This window comes from Bradyrhizobium sp. 604_D8_N2_3 (genome assembly GCF_051810765.1).
Lineage (GTDB): Bacteria > Pseudomonadota > Alphaproteobacteria > Rhizobiales > Xanthobacteraceae > Bradyrhizobium > Bradyrhizobium barranii.
In genome coordinates, this window is sequence record NZ_JBPWPM010000001.1 from 8,181,450 (window position 1) to 8,198,091 (window position 16,642).

Below are 16,642 nucleotides of genomic sequence, written 5' to 3' on the forward strand. Positions count from 1 at the left end.
GCATCTTGGGAGCGACAAATGAATTGCGCTCGCCCCGTCCCCAACCGATCGAGATGACCATGCCCATTCCGCACCGGATGCTCGCTGTCCTCGCCCTGCTCTCCTTCACCGCCACCGCCGCCGCCGCGCAGACCCGCGATGTCGCAGGCAGCCGCGACTATCCCGGCATCGGCCGCTTCACCGGCAGCGTCATCACCGGCTACGTGACGAAGGATTTTGACGCCGCACGGATGCAGGCGGCCGCCTTTAGGGACGGCCAGCCGGCCGATGCGCGGCGGCTCGAAGGCCGAATCTTCCGCATCGCCTATCGCACCAATCCCGGCCCCTCGATCCTGGAAGTGTCGCGCAATTTCGAGACGCAGCTTGCGAAAGCGGGCTTCGAGACCTTACTCGCCTGCGACACCGACGCCTGCGGCGCCATTCCCTTCACGGAAAGCATCGACACGCTGCCGGTCCCGCAGATGTGGGTCGACGGTTTCAACTACCGCTATTTTTCTGGCCGCAAGAGCGAGGGCGGACGCGAGACCTATGCCAGCGTCATCGTCAGCCAGAACAACCAGGACATCACCGCGCAGGTCACGGTCGCCGAGCTCGGCGCCATCGCGAACAAGATGGTCGATGCTGCCGCGATGGCGAAGGGCCTTGGCGAGACCGGCCACATCGCGCTCTACGGCATCTATTTCGATACCGACAAGGCGGTTCTGAAGCCGGAGAGCCGCCCGACGCTGGAGCAGATCGCAAAGCTGCTGACGAGTCAGCCGCAGCTCAACGTCTTCATCGTCGGCCACACCGACGGCCAGGGCGCTTACGAATACAATCTCGATCTCTCGAAGCGCCGCGCCGAAGCGGTCGCAGCCGAACTCGTGAAAAGCTTTCGGATCGCGCAGACGCGGCTGCGCACCGCCGGCGTCGGATTGCTGGCACCAGTCGGTTCCAACGCTACGGACGCCGGCCGCGCGCTCAACCGGCGCGTGGAGCTGGTAGCACCGTGACGGCCTCACTCATCTTCCCACCTGCACGCTGAGTATCTCTTGAATGGCGTTGTCGGTGGAGAAGTGGTTCGTCGTAGCGGAACTCGTCACGTGTACGCAGTGAGATGTGCAACCGTGGACATGGAACTCGTTCGCACAATGGAACACAACCTGTGCACGCGGACGGAAGACGTGCAGGCGAACGCGCTTTTTTACAAAGCACGCACCTCTCGTTGCGTTGCGAGAGCGGGAAATATGAACAAAGTGATTTGGCCATCCAAACAATTGCTTTGATGTGCATCGAAACCAGATGTCGCGACCGGCGCATATCTGACGCGCTCGATGCGACATCACAGCGTCAACGATTTGCCTTGCCACGTTATGGCGCAAGTTATAGTCTTCTAGTCTAGGTTGTCGCCCCGCCAGCCCCGGGCGACGCTGAAGACCAAAAATAAACGGCGGGCTTTGCGGCCCGCCGTTTATTGAGCGAGGGGTCGCATCGGATTTTACGAAGCGCCGGATGCATCCGAACATCCCGCAAACGGACTTCATCGATCGATTGCGCAGCCGATACCGCCGCGACAGGTCCGTGTGACCACCGGAAAACCCGCCAAAGTCATTTGACTATAGCGTCCTGATCGACGACAAGCCCGCCATGGCCAAAAAACCTGGAACCAATCCCAAGGGCGAGTTTGCCTTTTTCAACGTCTTCTACGAAGACGGCTCCCAACGCTCCAACCGGCGCGTGCCTGCGGAGCTGCTCGGAGGCCTGGACGGCGACGAGCCCGCGCGCGGCTTCATCATGGAGCAGGACCGCGAGATCGCTGAAAAGTCCGGCCGCCCGCCGCTGGCAATCAAGACCCTCGACCGGGTCGGCGCGAAGAAGAAGTAGGCTCCGCCCGACTTGCGAAGCGTCAGTACAAATAGAAAACGGCGGGCTTTCGGCCCGCCGTTTGCGTTTGGATGAATGCCCGGATCAGGCCCGGGCACGACGATCCGAATTAGTTATCCAGGAACGACCGCAGCTTCCTTGACCGCGACGGATGCTTCAGCTTGCGCAGCGCCTTCGCTTCGATCTGACGGATACGTTCGCGGGTCACCGAGAACTGCTGGCCGACTTCTTCCAGCGTGTGGTCGGTGTTCATGCCGATGCCGAAGCGCATGCGCAGCACGCGCTCTTCGCGCGGCGTCAGCGACGCCAGGACACGCGTCGTGGTCTCGCGCAGGTTCGACTGGATTGCGGCGTCGATCGGCAGGATCGCGTTCTTGTCCTCGATGAAATCGCCGAGATGTGAATCCTCTTCGTCACCGACCGGCGTCTCCAGCGACAGCGGCTCCTTGGCGATCTTGAGGACCTTGCGGACCTTCTCCAAGGGCATGCCGAGCTTCTCGGCGAGCTCTTCCGGGGTCGGCTCGCGGCCGATCTCGTTGAGCATCTGGCGCGAGGTACGCACGATCTTGTTGATCGTCTCGATCATGTGCACGGGGATGCGGATGGTGCGCGCCTGGTCGGCAATCGAGCGGGTGATCGCCTGCCGGATCCACCACGTGGCGTAGGTCGAGAACTTGTAGCCGCGGCGATACTCGAACTTGTCGACCGCCTTCATCAGGCCGATGTTGCCTTCCTGGATCAGGTCGAGGAACTGCAGGCCGCGGTTGGTATACTTCTTGGCGATCGAGATCACGAGACGGAGGTTGGCTTCCACCATCTCCTTCTTGGCCTGGCGGGCCTCGCGCTCGCCCTTCTGCACGGAGTGCACGATCTTGCGGAACTCGACGATCTCGAGGCCGGTGAGCGCGGCGAGCTGGTGCACCTCGTGACGGAGGTCCTTGATCCGGTCCTTCTCGATATGGACGAAGTTCTTCCAGCCCTTGGCTGAGAGCTTCGAGACGCGGTTGAGCCAGCGCGGGTCGAGCTCCGAGCCGGTGTAGTTGCGCAGGAAGTCCTCACGCGCGACGCCATGGCTGTCGGCAAGGCGCATCAGGCGGCCCTCGTGCGACACGAGGCGCTTGTTGATGTCGTAGAGCTGCTCGACCAGTGAGTCGATACGCGCCTGGTTCAGGCGCAGCGACTTCACCTCGACGATGATCTCGTCCTTCAGCTTGCGGTATTTGCGTTCCTGGTGCGGCGACAGCGAGGGCCCGTGCGAGGTGCTCTCGAGCTGGTTCTGGATGTCCTGCTCCTGAAGCTTGCGCAGCTTCTTGTAGCTGTCGGCGATCTTGTCGAAGATCTCGACGACCTTCGGCTTGAGCTCGGCCTCGATGGCCGCGAGCGACATCTGGTTCTCGAACTCGTCGTCCTCGTCCATGTCGGCTTCGGCGGCGGCTTCGCCCGGATCCTTCTCGCCTTCGCCGGCATTGCCGGGCGCAGGCGCGGCGCGGAACGGGGTCGGCGACGGCGGCGCGGCGGGCGGCGCGACATGCGCCGGCGCAGCTCCGTTCACGACAACGGCTTCGCCGCCTTCGGCGGACGCTTCGCCGTTCTCGCCGGTCGGACCGCCGATCATCGCGGTGTTCATGCCGCCCTTGGCGTCGGGCCCGGCATAGGTCGCTTCGAGATCGATGATGTCGCGAAGGAAGATCTTGCCTTCGTTGAGCTCGTCGCGCCAGATGATGATGGCCTGGAAGGTCAGCGGGCTTTCGCAGAGGCCTGCGATCATGGCCTCGCGGCCGGCCTCGATGCGCTTCGCAATCGCGATTTCGCCTTCGCGGGACAGGAGCTCGACCGTGCCCATCTCGCGCAGATACATGCGCACGGGGTCGTCGGTGCGCTCGCCCGGCTCGCTCTTCTTGACCTCGGTGACGGCCTTCTGGGTGACCTCGACGAGCTCGTTGTCGGTCTCGTCCTCGCCGCCCTCGTCCTTGTCCTCCTCGCCGTCGCTATCGTCGGCTTCGGTGACGTTGATGCCCATGTCCGAGAGCATGGACATGATGTCCTCGATCTGCTCGGGGGAGGTCTGGTCGGACGGCAAAACTTCGTTGAGCTGATCGAAGGTCACGAAGCCGCGCTTCTTGGCCTGCTTAATCATCTTCTTCACGGCCGCGTCGGACAGATCGAGCAACGGCGACGGCGCGTCCTGGGAGTCCTTCTCCGGCGCGTCCGCTGCCTTGTCGTCTTTCTCTTTGTCCTTCGCCTGCAGCGTCTTTGCCTTGGTGGCCATCCATTGCTCCTAAACGCGCTTCATGCAGAAGGCCGAACGGCCCGCCCGCCTGAATTCACTTGAACCTGTTGTTCGACGCTCTCGCTTCGTCAGATCGCGACACGGAAAGGGCGGCGCGGATATCTCTCGCCACCCCGACCTTCTCTCTCGCCGGATTTGCCTAACGCTTCGTGAGCCTCTTTGTCGCAGCGGATGCAGGTGTAGTGCCAACAGCGATTGCGCGGATTTATTCCTGACGCGTCTGTTCTGCCTGCGGCCGCCTGGTGGCCAAAGTGCTACAAGACCGTTAAGCCTCGATTAACCCTGTTTTTGCCGCCAAACCTTGGATTTGGCGAGTCTTTTAGCGGTTCCGGTCCCGGCCGTCCGCATGATTCTTTCATCACACGCTCTTCTGGAACCGGCCCGACAGCTCGCCAAAACCCTCGATCAGGGCCTCGGTACCGTCGACTTCTCCTATCCGAGCCTTGACGTCACGCAGCCACGCCAAATTGGCCTCGCTGGGGTCCTCCCCCAAGGCCAGCTCGGCGTCCTTCAGTTCTCTAAGTAGTGAATGGTATTGCCGATGCAAGGCAACGAGCTGGTGCCAGGTGGAGAGAACGTCGTCCCGGGCGGCGCCCTCGCGGGCACCCCACACCGCCGCGGTCGTGATACCGTTCTCAACCCTTTGAAGAAGCTGTGAAAATCCACCCTTCTCGATGTCGGCTCGCATCTTCTCGGCCAGCTCGCCGGGGTCCGGCGAGTGGTGGTGGTCGTTGGCAAAGGCGGCGATGATGCCGGCCCGGAGCTTATGGGCCTCGGGATGGGCCAGCTCCAGGGCGGCGACCTCCTCAAGGTGGTCGTGCAGCAGCCAGGGGTGGTTGATCAGGATTTGCAGAATCAGGGCTTCGCGCCGGGATATGGCGCTGCGCTGGCCCTTCATGATCGGGCTGGCCGCCAGCTGGGGGCTCGCCGCCTGGTAGGGGCCGGAGGGAATAAAGGCGGGACCGGGGCCCCCACGCCGCCCTTGGCTGCCGAATCCCTGCCCCCCGAATCGATTCGCCTGCCCCCCGTTGCGCGGCTGGAAGGAGCGGCCGGAATTGCCCTGAAAATTGCCCCGGCCGGCAAATCCGCCGCGGCCGCCTTCAGGCGCGAAGGTACGCCGAAGCCGCTCGGCAAAATCGTCGCGATAATAGCGCCGCACCACCTCGTCGCGGATGCCGTTGGACAGCTCCTTGACGCGCGCCTCGAGCGCGGCGCGGCGTTCGGGCGTGGCAAAGTTGCCGCCTTCGAGCTCGCGCGACCAAATCATCTCGGCGAGCGGCTTCGCCGCCGCGATCACATCCTCGATCGCACCGCGGCCGCCCGAGCGGGCGAGATCGTCGGGATCCTGACCTTCCGGCAGCAGCGCAAAACGCAGGCTCTTGCCCGGCGCAAGAAACGGCAAGGCGAGGTCGGCGGCACGGTAAGCCGCCTTCTGTCCGGCGCGATCGCCGTCGAAGCAGAGGATCGGCTCGTCCGCCATCTTCCAGAGCAGCGCGAGCTGGTTTTCGGTCAGCGCGGTGCCGAGTGGCGCCACGGCACCTACAAAGCCTGCCGTCACCATGGCGATGACGTCGACATAGCCTTCGACCACGATCAGCGCGCTGCCATCGTGGGTGGCTTTGCGCGCGGTCTGGTGATTGTAGAGATTGTCGCCCTTGTGGAAGAGCGGCGTCTCCGGCGAATTTAGATATTTTGCCGGAACGTCCTTTTCCAGCGCGCGCCCGCCGAAGGCGATGACGCGGCCACGCAGATCCGTGATCGGGAACATCACGCGATCGCGGAAGCGATCGTAGGGCACGGGAATGTCGTTGCCGGCTACGAGCAGGCCGGTCTCGATCATGTCCTCGACGGAGACGCCGAGCTTGCCGAGATGCTCCTTCAGCGCGAAGCGCTCGGGTGGCGGCGGCGCATAGCCGAGGCGGAACTGCACTTGCGTCGCCGGCGAGATCGCACGGTCAGCGAGATAGCCGCGCGCCTTGGCGCCGGCGCGCGAGGCGAGCGTCTCGGCGAAGAATTTTGCAGCGAGCTCCATCACGTCATGCAGCGTGCGGCGCCGCTGCTCGTGCCGCGCCGCATCCGGCGTTACCGCCGGCAGCGCCAGCCCCGCCATGTTGGCGAGCCGCTCCACGGCCTCCGCGAACGGGAGGCCGTCGGTCTCCATCACGAAGGTGATGATGTCGCCGTGCTTGCCGGAGGAGAAGTCGTGGTAAAATCCCTTCTGGTCGTTGACGTAGAAGGAGGGCGTCTTCTCCTGCTGGAACGGCGACAGCCCCTTCCATTCCCGCCCGGCCTTCTTCAGCTTCACGCGCTTGCCCACGACTTCGGAGACCGAAAGCCGGGCACGAAGCTCGTCGAGGAACTGGGGCGTGAAGCGCATGGGCTCTGGGTCTGGCGCGAATCAACGTAAGTCGGGCGAAGGGTTACGGATATAGGCGCGGCCTGCCCAAAAGTCAGGTTTGTCCGGCTTATCCGGGTTATTCGACCTATGCACAGGCGTCATTCCGGGGCGATGCGAAGCATCGAGCCCGGAATGACCGCGGAAAGACTTGAACCCGGACCGGTTCCGCGCTTCCATAGGCCATGTTCAGGATGTTTCGCGGCGGCCACAGCGGGGGCTGGCGTGTGACCTCGATTTCACCCGTGGTGGGCGAGCCCCTGCCCTTCGTGCCGGCGCTGTCGGTGACCGACAGCGAGGCGATTTCATTGCCCCTGGTGCCCTCTCGCAATGCGTGGCGGCTGGTCGGCGTTGCGAGCACGACGCGCTACACTGAGCGCGCCGAGAAGCAGCAGCTCACCGCGGTGCAGGCCGAGCTCGGCCGGTTAGAGGCCACTTCCGCGGCGCTGATTCCGATCCGCAAATCGGAGGCGTGGTGGGAGCTGACGCAGGAAGAGCGCCGCAAGATCTTCGAGGACAAGTCGCACCACATCGCCAGCACTCTTCGTTTCCTGCCCGCCATCGCGCGGCAGCTCTATCACAGCCGCGATCTCGGCGGTCCCTTCGACTTCCTGACATGGTTCGAGTTCGCGCCCCCCGATGCCTCGCTGTTCGAGGAGCTGGTGGCGATGCTGAGGCAGACCGAGGAGTGGAGCTACGTCGAGCACGAGATCGACGTGCGCCTGGTGAAGGAAGTGCTGTCGGCTTAGTGATCGAACGCCGGCCACGATGAAGGTGCGATCCCTCGCTCCGCTTGCGCGGGAGAGGTGAAGTCCGCATCCGCGCCTAGTGCTCGAGAAAGCGCCCGGACTCGATGCGCGGCAGATCGGTGACGGGCCAATTGTAGACGTAAGTCCAGGCCTTCTCCGTGGTGCCATCAGGCAGCGTCACGTCGATCAGCTTGCGCAGATATTCGGTCGGCTCCGGAAAGCCCTCGCCGCAGGCCTCGTACATGTCGAGCTCGCGCAGGAGCTCATCGGGCACGCGCAATTGAAAAAGCTCACCATGGACGACATCGGAGGCCGCGTTCGACAGCAGCAATCCGGGATAATGCTTCACGAGAACGAGCCGCCCGCGACACGTCGCGTCACCCAAAAAGTCCGCATGCCCTGCAAGCAGCCGCGCCATCGGATGGTCGAAGCCGCGCATCAGGGTGCCGTAGACGAAAAGACGATCGGAGGTCATGGGGTGTCTATAGCCGTCAATCGAGCGAAACGACAGCCGCACATTTCCACGTCCGAGCGAAGTCCCGGGGGCAAGCGAGATTTGGTCTTGTGATGAATCGCCGGCAACGGCATCGTCTGGCGATCATGATGATTTTGGGTGGACCGACCTGCAAGCGATTGCTGCCCAATTTGGACGGTACCTGCTTTTTCCATAGGCAATCAGGATGGACTTGAACACGGCCGACGCGACCGATCAACTGCTCGGCGCGGGGGACATTCCGCCGGTGCATGAGGTCAATGCGGATGGGGCATCGCCTTTCCTGCTCACCTCGGATCATTACGGACGGATTCTGCCGCGCGCGCTCGGCGACCTCGGCGTCGCGGAAAGCGAGCTGACGCGGCACATCGCCTGGGACATCGGCATTGCCGGCGTCGCCGAGCGGCTGGCAAAAATGCTCGATGCGCATCTGATCGCGCAGCGCTATTCGCGGCTGGTGATCGACTGCAACCGCTCGCCCGGCGTAGCAAGCTCGATTCCCGTGATATCCGAGGCGACCGCGATCCCGCGCAACGAGGGCATCTCAGAGGGCGAGCGCGCGGCGCGGCGGCGCGAGATCTTCGAGCCCTATCACCGCCGCATCGATGCCGCGATCGACCGCCGCCTGCACGACACGCGGCCGGCGGTGCTGGTGTCGCTGCACAGCTTCACGCCGGTTTATGCCGGCGTCGCCCGGCCCTGGCACATCGCCGCGCTGTATAACCGCGACACCGTGCTGCCGCAGCTGCTGCTGAAGCATTTGCGCGCTGAAGGCGATCTCGTCGTCGGCGACAACGAGCCCTATGCGGTGAGCGACCTCAGCGACTACACCATCCCCGTCCACGGCGAAGCCCGCGGTCTCGTCAACACCGGCATCGAGATCCGCCAGGATCTGATCGCGGATCAGTCCGGCCAGCAGCAATGGGCGGAGCGGCTGGCGAGGATTTTTGCGGAGATCGAGCTGGAGTTGAAGGCGGAGCTGTTGGTGTAGGGCACGCTGCGTTCCCTCCCCCCTTGCGGGGGAGGGAACGCAGCGGAGTACGACGAAGCTGCTGAGCAACTGTCTCAGGCTCATCCGCCCCGCGTCGCGACGAACACCGCGAGCGCAGCGAAAATCGCAGCGATCCCCCACAGCAGCCAGGCGATGCGGACGGGGCCGCTTGTATCGAGCGTTGCCTCGGCCGGGTTGTCGGGATTGACGCGCACCTCGACGGTCGCGCCGTGCTTGTAGCGCGACATCAGCTTCTTCAACATCTCGTCGGACCCGGACTGCGTCCCGGCCGAGACGCGCGCGCATTCATTGGTGTAGCTGATATTCTGATAGCGATAGGTGTAGGTCACGCGCTTGCCGAACATCTCGGTGCCGCGGCGCTCGCCCGGCTCGCTGGCCTCGTGATATTGCTCGATCCCCGACAGCTTGATCGTGCCCGGCACCACCGGCCAGCGCGCCGCCTTCAACGCCTGCCGCCGCACTCCATAACCCATCAGCGCGATGACGAAGCCGAACGCGCCGAAGCCGACGACGAGGCCGGCGAGATCGGGCCGCCCGATGTGGTGCGCAAGGTAGGCATAAGTCTGGTTGAGACCGAACGCCGAGCCGAACACGATGCCAAACGCGATCGCCGTGCCGATGCCGAGGCAGCCCCACAGCCCCTTGGGCAGGTCGCGCTCGAGCACGGCCTGATCGGGATGGCGCGGATTGTAATAGACGGTGACGACACTGCCGGCGGGATATTTTGCGAGCTTCTCGGCGACCTCGAAATTGCCGAGGTCCTCGCCGATCGAGATGCGGTTACAGCTCAGCTTGCGGCTGCCGACCGGATATTCGTAAGTCACGTTCGCAAAATTGCGGCTCTCGAGCCGATAGCCTTCCTCGCGGTCGCTGTCGGACACCCTGACCTCGCGCACCTCGGCGACCGAGCGGACGACCTTGCCCGATGCCTGCGGCCAGCTTCGCGCCTCGCGCGCCTGCCAGGTCTTCACGACGGCGGCGACCAGTAACAGCCCGAGCGGTGCGAACAGCATCGCATAGACGAACCAGGGCAGATCGGGCACGGCCAAATTCCTTCGTCAGCGGCAATGCCCGATTGGACGCATCGCCGCCGCGAAGGGTTCAAGCGCGAACCGGTACGAGGGAGGTTATTTTGCCCGTGTCAGCGCCAGCCAGATACCGCCGCCGATCATGAAGCCGCCGGAGATGCGCGACATCAGCCGCGTCCGGCGGGCCGAAAAGAATTTTCGCGCGCGCCCCGCGGCGAGAGCGTAGAGCGCATCCGTCATCGCCGCGGTGACCATGAACGTGGCGCCCAGCAGCGCGACTTGCGGGAAGTGATCGCGGTTCATGTCCATGAACTGCGGAATGAAGGCGCCGAAGAAGATCAGCACTTTCGGGTTCGACAGCAGCACAAGGAAGCCTTGCAGGAAGAACCCGCCGCGCGGCGGCGCCGGCGGCTCGTCGACATTGAGGCCTTCGACCGGCGCCCAGATCAGCTTGATGCCGAGCCAGATCAGATAGGCGGCGCCGGCAAAGCGCACCCAGTCGAACCAGTAACCCATGGTCGCCATCAGCGAGGTCAGGCCGACCGCGACGATGCCGATGACGATGGCAAGCCCGGCCTGCGCGCCCGCGACATTGGTCAACGCCGCGCGCGTGCCGTGACGCAGGCCGTTGGCGACGACGAGGGTGACGATCGGCCCCGGCAGCAAGGCCAGCGCAATGCAGGCGGCGACGAAGGCGAAATAGGCTTGCATGGACATCATGGGGAGGACTCGCTGAGAGCGGTTTGGCGCATTAATGCATGACACTCACTGTCCGTCCAGCGCCGCGGTCGCCCATAGCTTCATCTCCGGCGTCTCCAGGAACGCCAGCGCTGCGCGCTGCACGGCGCCTGCTTCGCCACGCCCCTGGGCCGCAGCGACGAAGAGATCGCAGCGGCGCGAGACGGCGATGCCGATCGCGGCATGACGGACGCCGTCGGCCATATCGAGATCATAGCGCCTGGCACGACCACGCATCTCGCCAAGTCCCACTTCCTCACCCGGCGCGACGGCGGCAAAGCGCGGGGTGATCAGATCGATGTCGGCAACGCGATCGACCTCATCATCGTCGGCGACGCCGCGGTCGCAATTGCAGAAGCCGCGCTTGGCGCGCACGTAGAGCAGGGTGCCCGCGCAGACACCGTCGCAGCGGAACGCGCGGCCGGCGGGCCAGCCGTCGCGCGGGAACGGCCATGCGATTTCGCGCCAGCCCGCCGATTCCGCCGCCGGCGCCGGCGCAAGCCGATAGGCCCCGACGCCGGATGCACCGAGCGCGATGGCCACGGCCGCAATCGCCGCCCCGCGCCGCATCGTCAGTTCCTCGGCAGGCCGGCGGCCGCGCGCGCCGGTCCGGTCAGTTCGAGGATATGCAGACCGGTGTTGGCGCGGTCGACGATGTAGATGTAGCCGCGATCGTCCGTCTCGACATTGTTGGTCTGGATCGCGACCTTGCAACGCTCGCCGCCCTCGACGGGAATGCAGCGCTTGTCGGTGGCCGGCGTGATCGCGGGGATGAAATAGCCGACCTCCTTCGGATGATAGGGATCGCGGATGTCGAGCGCGCGCACGCCCGCATTGAAGAAGGCGATGAAGGCCATCTTCTTGTAATAGACCGGCGCCATGCTCTCGTTCGAGGAGTGCGAGCCGAAGCGGCCGCCGCGTTGGCAGAACTGTCCGCCCGCCTCCGGCACGGTGTAGCTCGAGATCATCATCGGCCGCGTCTCGGTGGTGACGTCGGCGAACCACACCATCTGCCGCGCCTCGCCGCATTCGTTCAAGATCGCCTCGTCGACGATCATGACGATGTCGCGGGTCTTGCCGTCCTTGTCCTCGGCGAATTCGGCGACGGGCATGTCGAGCATCGGGAACGTCGTATGCGCGCCGTTGAAGGCGGACATCGGCATGCGCGAAATCTCGGGATAGCGCAGATTGTCCGGCATCGGCTCCTTCGGCCCGTTCAGCAACTTGTCGCGATCGACGATCTGCAAAATGCCGCCCTTGTTGGTCCCGTAGCCGAAGAACACGCGATTGCCGTCGGGTCCGGTCGAGATCGGCCCGTGCAATTCGGTCGGCACGGCGCCGGTCGAGCCGGGCTCCTGGCCGGGCAGGCCAAAGTCGCGGATTTTCTGCGGATGCGCGGGATCGCTGAGGTCGTAGACCTGCGTCATGCGCCGCGTGCGCCAGTCCGGCGCGCCGGAGACGAGAAAGGCTATGCCGGTGTCGCACTCCCACCAGCTCTTGTGGGTGTCCTTCAGCCCGCCGATGCGGGTAACGAGCACGGGATTGGCGGGATCGGCGACGTTCCAGATCTCATGCGCCTCGCTGCCGAAGGTGCGGAGCATGTAGACCGCATTGGGATCGCCCTTCGGCAGCGACTTGCCGTCGCAAACCCGTACCATCTGCGCGCCGCCGGATTCGTACTTGCCTTCCTGGCCCGGCAGATGCCGCAGATATTTTGGACGCGCGGGATCGGTGACGTCGACGATGGACGTTCCGTTCGGTTCGGCCTGCCCCGTCATCGGGTTGACCGGCGCGGGCACGTCGTCGGTGCCGCCGTGATGGCCGATATAGGCGATCCAGCGATCGCCCTGATGATGGATGGTCGGCTGGTACGCGCTGCGCGCCTGCAGGTCGTTGGTGCCGACCAGCTTCATATTGGACGCTTCCGGCGGCGCGCCGATGGTCTGCTTCTGTTGTGCCTGGGCCGTGGTGCTGCAGGCGAAAAGGACAAGGCCTGCAACGAGTGGGACGCAACGGAACATCAAAGCTCTCCCGGAACCAATCTGCGTTGGCTGAGCTTCGAGGCTAGCACAGCCATTTCCGGGCGCCAAAGACACCATCTTGACATGCAACCATTTGGTTGCCTATTATCGCCGCCATGGATGAGGTCTTCAAAGCGCTCGCCGATGCGTCACGACGGTCGCTGCTGGACAGGCTTCACGCCAAGAACGGCCAGACGCTGAACGAACTCTGCGAGGGCCTCGCGATGACGCGCCAGGCCGTGACCAAGCACCTTGTCATTCTCGAAGAGGCCAACCTGGTCACGACCGTCAGGCATGGCCGCGAGAAGCTGCATTACCTCAATCCGGTGCCGATCCATCAGATCGGCGAACGCTGGATCAGGAAATTCGAGCGCGGCAAGCTCGCCGCGCTCAGCGAGTTGAAACGTCAGTTGGAGAAGCGCGATGAGTAAGCCCCAATTCGTCTATGTTAGCTATATCGAGACCACGCCGGAAAGACTGTGGGAGGCGCTGACGTCGAGCGAATTCACCAGGCAATACTGGTTCGGCGCCGAGGTCAGGTCGGACTGGAAGGTCGGCTCACCCTTCGCGCTCACGCTCGACGGCGAGGTCACCGATTCCGGCGAGATTCTGGAGGCCGATCCGCCGCGCCGCCTGTCCTACAGCTTCAAGCACCAGAAGTTCGAAGAGCTGCGCGGCGAGCCGATATCGCGCGTCGTCTTCACGATCGAACCGTTCGGCTCGCTCGTGCGTTTGACCGTGTTGCATGACGGCTTCGTCGAGGGTGGCAAATATCTCGGCGCCGTCTCCAACGGCTGGCCGGCGATCCTGTCCCAGCTCAAGAGCCTGCTCGAGACCGGCAAGCTGCTCGGCATTCCACGCGCAGCCCTCAACAAGGGATTCGACGCAAAATGAACCTCGATCAGTTCAAGCCGCTGACGGTCTACACCATCTACATCGTCTCCACGCCGGAGAAGGTGTGGGAAGCGCTGACCTCGGCCGAGTTCAGCAGGAGGTACTTTTCCGGCTTTGCGGTGGAGATGGAACGGAGGCTCGGCGGCAGTTTCATCGTGCGCGCGCCCGACGGTTCCGAGCACATCTCCGGTGAAGTCTTCGAATACGATCCGCCGAACAAGCTGACGGTGACGTGGAACGTCAACTGGCCCGACCTCGTCGCAAAGCTCGGCACCACGCTCGTCACCTACGAGATCGAGCAAGCCGGCGAGGCCGTCCGCCTCACCATGAGCGAACGCCACGACCGTGCGCTCGGCGACGACATCCTCTCCGGCGGCCGCACCGGCTGGCCCGCGATCCTGTCGGGACTTAAGAGTTTGCTGGAAACCGGCAAGGCGCCGCAGATCAAAATGACACCGCCAGCGCAGATGCTGGCGGCGTTGAAGGCGATGGGGATCAAGACGCCGTAGCGGCCGAAATCGGCGCTGTTATCGCTTCTTCTTCACCGGCGGTTGAATCTCGTCGATCTTGCGACGGCAATCCCCTTCCGAGTCGTGCGGGCCCGAGACGAAGGTCCCGCTGACCTTGATCGCGTACCAGCCTGACTCCACGCCGAGCCGGAGCGCTTCGTCTGTCTTGACGTGCCGTGGGGAGAGAGTTTGCATCATGTGCTTTCGGTTGGCGTTCGATCTCGTATCGAACCGCGGTGGAATCTTTCAGGCGTCCGCGGCACGCCTGCTGCGTCCGGCTCGCCCGCGGGAAGTGGCAATAGGCGCGACGATCGCCGTTACGACGTCGCGATGAGAAGGCTCCGCCGGTGCGAAGAATCAGTCGTTTCAAATCGCGCGCGGATCGTCGTGACGCAGCGTGTGCGCACAGACGACCGCTCTTTCCGACATTGGCGCACCGTGCGCGCAATCGCCGCAATTAGCTATCGTTTTCTCGCCCGCGCCGCGCTTTTGAAGCGCCAAATGCCGCTCTCGATCGAATAAGGCCGTGAATGCCTTGTGTTCGATCGCTTCGTAGCCATGTTGGGAGCTTAGCCAAGAGAAAGAAGTTCGTATGAAGCTCCGCGTCGGGTTCGAGATGCTGTACGAGTTCCCGCAGCCGACGCCTATGATCATGGTGCTGGGCACGCACTTCACGCGCGCCTCAGATATCGTCGTGCCCGACCTGCTGACCACCCGACCTTCGGTGGCGATCAATCCCTATCGCGACCTCTTCGGCAATTGGTGCAGCCGCATCGTTGCGCCGGCCGGCGCCTTCCGTCTTGCCGGCGATGGCGTCGTTCGCGACAGCGGCCTGCCCGACCCGGTGTTTCCGAACGCGTTTCAGCACGCCGTCGAAGCGCTGCCGGCCGACACGCTTGTCTATCTGCTCGGCAGCCGCTATTGCGAGACCGATCGCCTGTCGGATATCGCATGGAAGTTGTTCGAACACACGCCGCCGGGCTGGGCGCGGGTCCAGGCCATCTGCGATTTTGTTCATCGCCACATCACGTTCGGCCATGAGCACGCGCGCGCGACCAAGACAGCCCGGGAAGCCTACGACGAAGGCAAGGGCGTGTGCCGTGACTATGCCCATCTCGCCATCGCGTTCTGCCGCAGCATGAACATTCCGGCGCGTTACTGCACCGGCTACCTCAGCGACATCGGCACCCCACAACCGTGGCCTGCTGGAGATTTCGCCGCCTGGTTCGAGGCTTTCGTCGGTGGAAGCTGGCACATGTTCGATCCGCGCAACAATACGCCGCGGATCGGCCGCGTGCTGATTGCGCAGGGGCGCGATGCCGCAGACGTCCCGATCGTCCAGACCTTCGGTCCGAATACCCTGCTCAATTTCAAGGTATGGACCGACGAGGTTGCCTGATGACAGACAGCACCCCAGCGCTCACCGCCGATGAATTTGCGTCCTTGGCCCTGGTCGGCAAGGGTCAAGGCGACATTCCGCACGCGCACGGCGAACGTCTGGCCAATTTGGGTTATGCGATCAGGCGGCTCGGCGAACTCGAGCTGACTTCATCCGGCGCTCGCCGCCTGGCAACGGGCGAATAGCTCGCTTCCGTTGCATCCGGCTCCCCTCTTACGGCACCGGTACCACCAGCCGCCGATAGAGATGCCACGTCGCATGCCCGAGCACGGGCAGCGTCACGACCAGTCCGAGAAAGTACGGCAGCGCCGAGACGATCAGCAGCATCACGATCACCGCGGCCCACGAGATCATCGGCAGCGGGCTGGTCACCACCGCACGCACGCTCGTCACCATGGCGGTGACGAAATCGACCTCGCGGTCGAGCAGCAGCGGAAACGACACCACCGTCAGCGAGAACAAGATCAGCGACAGCGCGGCACCGACCGCGTTGCCGATGACGAGGAACAGCAGGCCCTCATTCGTGGTCAGCACCACCGTCATGAATTCCTGCAAGCTAGAGAACGAGGCGTGCAGGCCGAGCAGCAGCGCGATGAGCAGCCGCACCTGGTACATCCAGATCACGAACACGAACAGCGTGACGAAGGCCATCCAGCCGATCTCGCTGCGCGCGCGTATCGCCGACCAGATCGCGCCGAAGGAGACCGGCTCGCCGCGCTCGCGGCGGCGGCTGACCTCGTAGAGGCCGATCGCCACGAACGGCCCGATCAGCGCAAAGCCGGCCGCAAGGGGATAGACGAGATAGACCATGCCGAAGGCGGTGAGGCAGAGCATGATGGCGATGCCGCCGCCTGCGTAGAGCGCGCCGAAGCAGAGTCCGTAGAGCGGCAGCGCCTGGAAATCGCGCAAACCCTCGACCAGCGCCTCGGCGATGTCGGTCGCCGCCACGGGACGCACCACCGGATCGACTTTGCCCGAGATCGACATGCGGCTCCTCTCCTCGTCACCGGCACGATCTCCGTCGCGCGCGATCCCGATATTAGCGCCCTCGCGACCTGCGCGCACGCGCGCGTTGATTGCGGGATGACGGTATCCCGGGAGGCCCGACACCAGCCCGACAGAGCCTCGCGGGCGAACCTTCCGGGGACTCATCCGTGATGTGCGCGGCCGAAATTTTCCGCGCGAGGGCTTTTTCGGCGCGATGCCTATGGACTGGGCGGAGGGTGGTGCCGCAGATTGCATCTTCGAACC

The 16,642-nt window shown here is 64.1% G+C and carries 18 protein-coding genes; 9 read left to right on the plus strand and 9 right to left on the minus strand.

Annotated elements, in window-relative coordinates; genetic code table 11:
• Positions 1 to 59 precede the first annotated feature (59 nt).
• The gene (locus tag AB7245_RS39265) at positions 60 to 992 is read left to right on the plus strand and encodes an OmpA family protein (RefSeq protein ID WP_434057393.1); all 933 of its coding nucleotides are present in this window, start codon (positions 60 to 62) and stop codon (positions 990 to 992) included.
• Positions 993 to 1,626: 634 nt separating this feature from the next.
• Positions 1,627 to 1,863, plus strand: coding sequence for a hypothetical protein (locus AB7245_RS39270; RefSeq protein WP_028150700.1), 237 nt, complete (start codon positions 1,627 to 1,629; stop codon positions 1,861 to 1,863).
• 109 nt (positions 1,864 to 1,972) lie between these two features.
• On the opposite strand, the gene rpoD is transcribed toward AB7245_RS39270, so the two are convergent.
• Together rpoD and dnaG are read right to left on the minus strand one after the other, a co-directional pair.
• On the minus strand, positions 1,973 to 4,132 hold the full coding sequence (gene rpoD / locus AB7245_RS39275; RefSeq protein ID WP_038942760.1) for an RNA polymerase sigma factor RpoD: 2,160 nt from the start codon (positions 4,130 to 4,132) through the stop codon (positions 1,973 to 1,975).
• 379 nt (positions 4,133 to 4,511) lie between these two features.
• Positions 4,512 to 6,530: a DNA primase gene (gene dnaG, locus AB7245_RS39280; RefSeq protein WP_085400453.1), complete on the minus strand. Its 2,019-nt coding sequence runs from the start codon at positions 6,528 to 6,530 to the stop codon at positions 4,512 to 4,514.
• Between the two features lie 203 nt (positions 6,531 to 6,733).
• Between dnaG and AB7245_RS39285 the strand changes: the two genes are divergently transcribed.
• Positions 6,734 to 7,297 (plus strand): chlorite dismutase family protein, encoded by a 564-nt coding sequence (locus tag AB7245_RS39285; RefSeq protein ID WP_085400452.1) that lies wholly within the window; start codon positions 6,734 to 6,736, stop codon positions 7,295 to 7,297.
• A 76-nt stretch (positions 7,298 to 7,373) separates the two neighbouring features.
• On the opposite strand, the gene AB7245_RS39290 is transcribed toward AB7245_RS39285, so the two are convergent.
• Positions 7,374 to 7,772 (minus strand): gamma-glutamylcyclotransferase family protein, encoded by a 399-nt coding sequence (locus AB7245_RS39290; RefSeq protein ID WP_028150696.1) that lies wholly within the window; start codon positions 7,770 to 7,772, stop codon positions 7,374 to 7,376.
• A 205-nt stretch (positions 7,773 to 7,977) separates the two neighbouring features.
• Between AB7245_RS39290 and AB7245_RS39295 the strand changes: the two genes are divergently transcribed.
• Positions 7,978 to 8,781 (plus strand): N-formylglutamate amidohydrolase, encoded by an 804-nt coding sequence (locus AB7245_RS39295; RefSeq protein WP_135215187.1) that lies wholly within the window; start codon positions 7,978 to 7,980, stop codon positions 8,779 to 8,781.
• Between the two features lie 80 nt (positions 8,782 to 8,861).
• Here AB7245_RS39295 and AB7245_RS39300 read toward each other — a convergent pair whose 3' ends face one another.
• The 4 genes from AB7245_RS39300 to AB7245_RS39315 all read right to left on the minus strand — a co-directional run bounded on the left by AB7245_RS39300 (position 8,862) and on the right by AB7245_RS39315 (position 12,589).
• Positions 8,862 to 9,845, minus strand: coding sequence for a DUF3592 domain-containing protein (locus AB7245_RS39300; protein WP_085400488.1), 984 nt, complete (start codon positions 9,843 to 9,845; stop codon positions 8,862 to 8,864).
• Positions 9,846 to 9,929: 84 nt separating this feature from the next.
• Positions 9,930 to 10,550, minus strand: coding sequence for a LysE family translocator (locus tag AB7245_RS39305; RefSeq protein ID WP_081369126.1), 621 nt, complete (start codon positions 10,548 to 10,550; stop codon positions 9,930 to 9,932).
• A gap of 45 nt (positions 10,551 to 10,595) precedes the next feature.
• Positions 10,596 to 11,138, minus strand: a complete 543-nt coding sequence (locus tag AB7245_RS39310) for a hypothetical protein (RefSeq protein WP_085400449.1) — start codon at positions 11,136 to 11,138, stop codon at positions 10,596 to 10,598.
• Between the two features lie 2 nt (positions 11,139 to 11,140).
• Positions 11,141 to 12,589, minus strand: a complete 1,449-nt coding sequence (locus AB7245_RS39315) for an LVIVD repeat-containing protein (RefSeq protein WP_085400447.1) — start codon at positions 12,587 to 12,589, stop codon at positions 11,141 to 11,143.
• A 116-nt stretch (positions 12,590 to 12,705) separates the two neighbouring features.
• Between AB7245_RS39315 and AB7245_RS39320 the strand changes: the two genes are divergently transcribed.
• The 3 genes from AB7245_RS39320 to AB7245_RS39330 are packed head-to-tail and all read left to right on the plus strand — an operon-like array spanning position 12,706 to position 13,992.
• Positions 12,706 to 13,020 carry an ArsR/SmtB family transcription factor gene (locus AB7245_RS39320; RefSeq protein ID WP_085400445.1) on the plus strand — a complete coding sequence of 105 codons (315 nt, stop codon included), beginning with the start codon at positions 12,706 to 12,708 and terminating at the stop codon, positions 13,018 to 13,020.
• A complete protein-coding gene (locus tag AB7245_RS39325) occupies positions 13,013 to 13,483 on the plus strand; it encodes an SRPBCC family protein (protein ID WP_085400444.1) in 471 nt (156 codons plus the stop codon). Before AB7245_RS39320 ends, AB7245_RS39325 begins: the two co-directional genes overlap by 8 nt.
• Positions 13,480 to 13,992: an SRPBCC family protein gene (locus AB7245_RS39330; RefSeq protein ID WP_085400442.1), complete on the plus strand. Its 513-nt coding sequence runs from the start codon at positions 13,480 to 13,482 to the stop codon at positions 13,990 to 13,992. The genes AB7245_RS39325 and AB7245_RS39330 overlap by 4 nt, the downstream gene beginning before the upstream one ends.
• A gap of 18 nt (positions 13,993 to 14,010) precedes the next feature.
• Here AB7245_RS39330 and AB7245_RS39335 read toward each other — a convergent pair whose 3' ends face one another.
• Complete coding sequence (locus AB7245_RS39335) at positions 14,011 to 14,190, minus strand: hypothetical protein (protein WP_063985493.1); 180 nt, start codon at positions 14,188 to 14,190, stop codon at positions 14,011 to 14,013.
• 394 nt (positions 14,191 to 14,584) lie between these two features.
• Here AB7245_RS39335 and AB7245_RS39340 point away from each other — a divergent pair, with 394 nt between their 5' ends.
• Together AB7245_RS39340 and AB7245_RS39345 are read left to right on the plus strand one after the other, a co-directional pair.
• Positions 14,585 to 15,391: a transglutaminase-like domain-containing protein gene (locus AB7245_RS39340; protein WP_085400438.1), complete on the plus strand. Its 807-nt coding sequence runs from the start codon at positions 14,585 to 14,587 to the stop codon at positions 15,389 to 15,391.
• The gene (locus AB7245_RS39345; RefSeq protein ID WP_085400437.1) at positions 15,391 to 15,576 is read left to right on the plus strand and encodes a hypothetical protein; all 186 of its coding nucleotides are present in this window, start codon (positions 15,391 to 15,393) and stop codon (positions 15,574 to 15,576) included. Before AB7245_RS39340 ends, AB7245_RS39345 begins: the two co-directional genes overlap by 1 nt.
• A gap of 28 nt (positions 15,577 to 15,604) precedes the next feature.
• Here the strand turns inward: AB7245_RS39345 and AB7245_RS39350 are convergent, their stop codons facing one another.
• Positions 15,605 to 16,378, minus strand: a complete 774-nt coding sequence (locus AB7245_RS39350) for a DUF2189 domain-containing protein (protein ID WP_085400435.1) — start codon at positions 16,376 to 16,378, stop codon at positions 15,605 to 15,607.
• Between the last annotated feature and the right edge of the window lie 264 nt (positions 16,379 to 16,642).

Bases quoted from the DNA above. Each gene is read 5' to 3' on its own strand.
- AB7245_RS39265 (WP_434057393.1), top strand. From the start codon at position 60: ATGCCCATTCCGCACCGGATGCTCGCTGTCCTCGCCCTGCTCTCCTTC.
- AB7245_RS39270 (WP_028150700.1), top strand. From the start codon at position 1,627: ATGGCCAAAAAACCTGGAACCAATCCCAAGGGCGAGTTTGCCTTTTTC.
- rpoD (WP_038942760.1), bottom strand. From the start codon at position 4,132: ATGGCCACCAAGGCAAAGACGCTGCAGGCGAAGGACAAAGAGAAAGAC.
- dnaG (WP_085400453.1), bottom strand. From the start codon at position 6,530: ATGCGCTTCACGCCCCAGTTCCTCGACGAGCTTCGTGCCCGGCTTTCG.
- AB7245_RS39285 (WP_085400452.1), top strand. From the start codon at position 6,734: ATGTTCAGGATGTTTCGCGGCGGCCACAGCGGGGGCTGGCGTGTGACC.
- AB7245_RS39290 (WP_028150696.1), bottom strand. From the start codon at position 7,772: ATGACCTCCGATCGTCTTTTCGTCTACGGCACCCTGATGCGCGGCTTC.
- AB7245_RS39295 (WP_135215187.1), top strand. From the start codon at position 7,978: ATGGACTTGAACACGGCCGACGCGACCGATCAACTGCTCGGCGCGGGG.
- AB7245_RS39305 (WP_081369126.1), bottom strand. From the start codon at position 10,550: ATGATGTCCATGCAAGCCTATTTCGCCTTCGTCGCCGCCTGCATTGCG.
- AB7245_RS39310 (WP_085400449.1), bottom strand. From the start codon at position 11,138: ATGCGGCGCGGGGCGGCGATTGCGGCCGTGGCCATCGCGCTCGGTGCA.
- AB7245_RS39315 (WP_085400447.1), bottom strand. From the start codon at position 12,589: ATGTTCCGTTGCGTCCCACTCGTTGCAGGCCTTGTCCTTTTCGCCTGC.
- AB7245_RS39320 (WP_085400445.1), top strand. From the start codon at position 12,706: ATGGATGAGGTCTTCAAAGCGCTCGCCGATGCGTCACGACGGTCGCTG.
- AB7245_RS39325 (WP_085400444.1), top strand. From the start codon at position 13,013: ATGAGTAAGCCCCAATTCGTCTATGTTAGCTATATCGAGACCACGCCG.
- AB7245_RS39330 (WP_085400442.1), top strand. From the start codon at position 13,480: ATGAACCTCGATCAGTTCAAGCCGCTGACGGTCTACACCATCTACATC.
- AB7245_RS39335 (WP_063985493.1), bottom strand. From the start codon at position 14,190: ATGATGCAAACTCTCTCCCCACGGCACGTCAAGACAGACGAAGCGCTC.
- AB7245_RS39340 (WP_085400438.1), top strand. From the start codon at position 14,585: ATGAAGCTCCGCGTCGGGTTCGAGATGCTGTACGAGTTCCCGCAGCCG.
- AB7245_RS39345 (WP_085400437.1), top strand. From the start codon at position 15,391: ATGACAGACAGCACCCCAGCGCTCACCGCCGATGAATTTGCGTCCTTG.
- AB7245_RS39350 (WP_085400435.1), bottom strand. From the start codon at position 16,378: ATGTCGATCTCGGGCAAAGTCGATCCGGTGGTGCGTCCCGTGGCGGCG.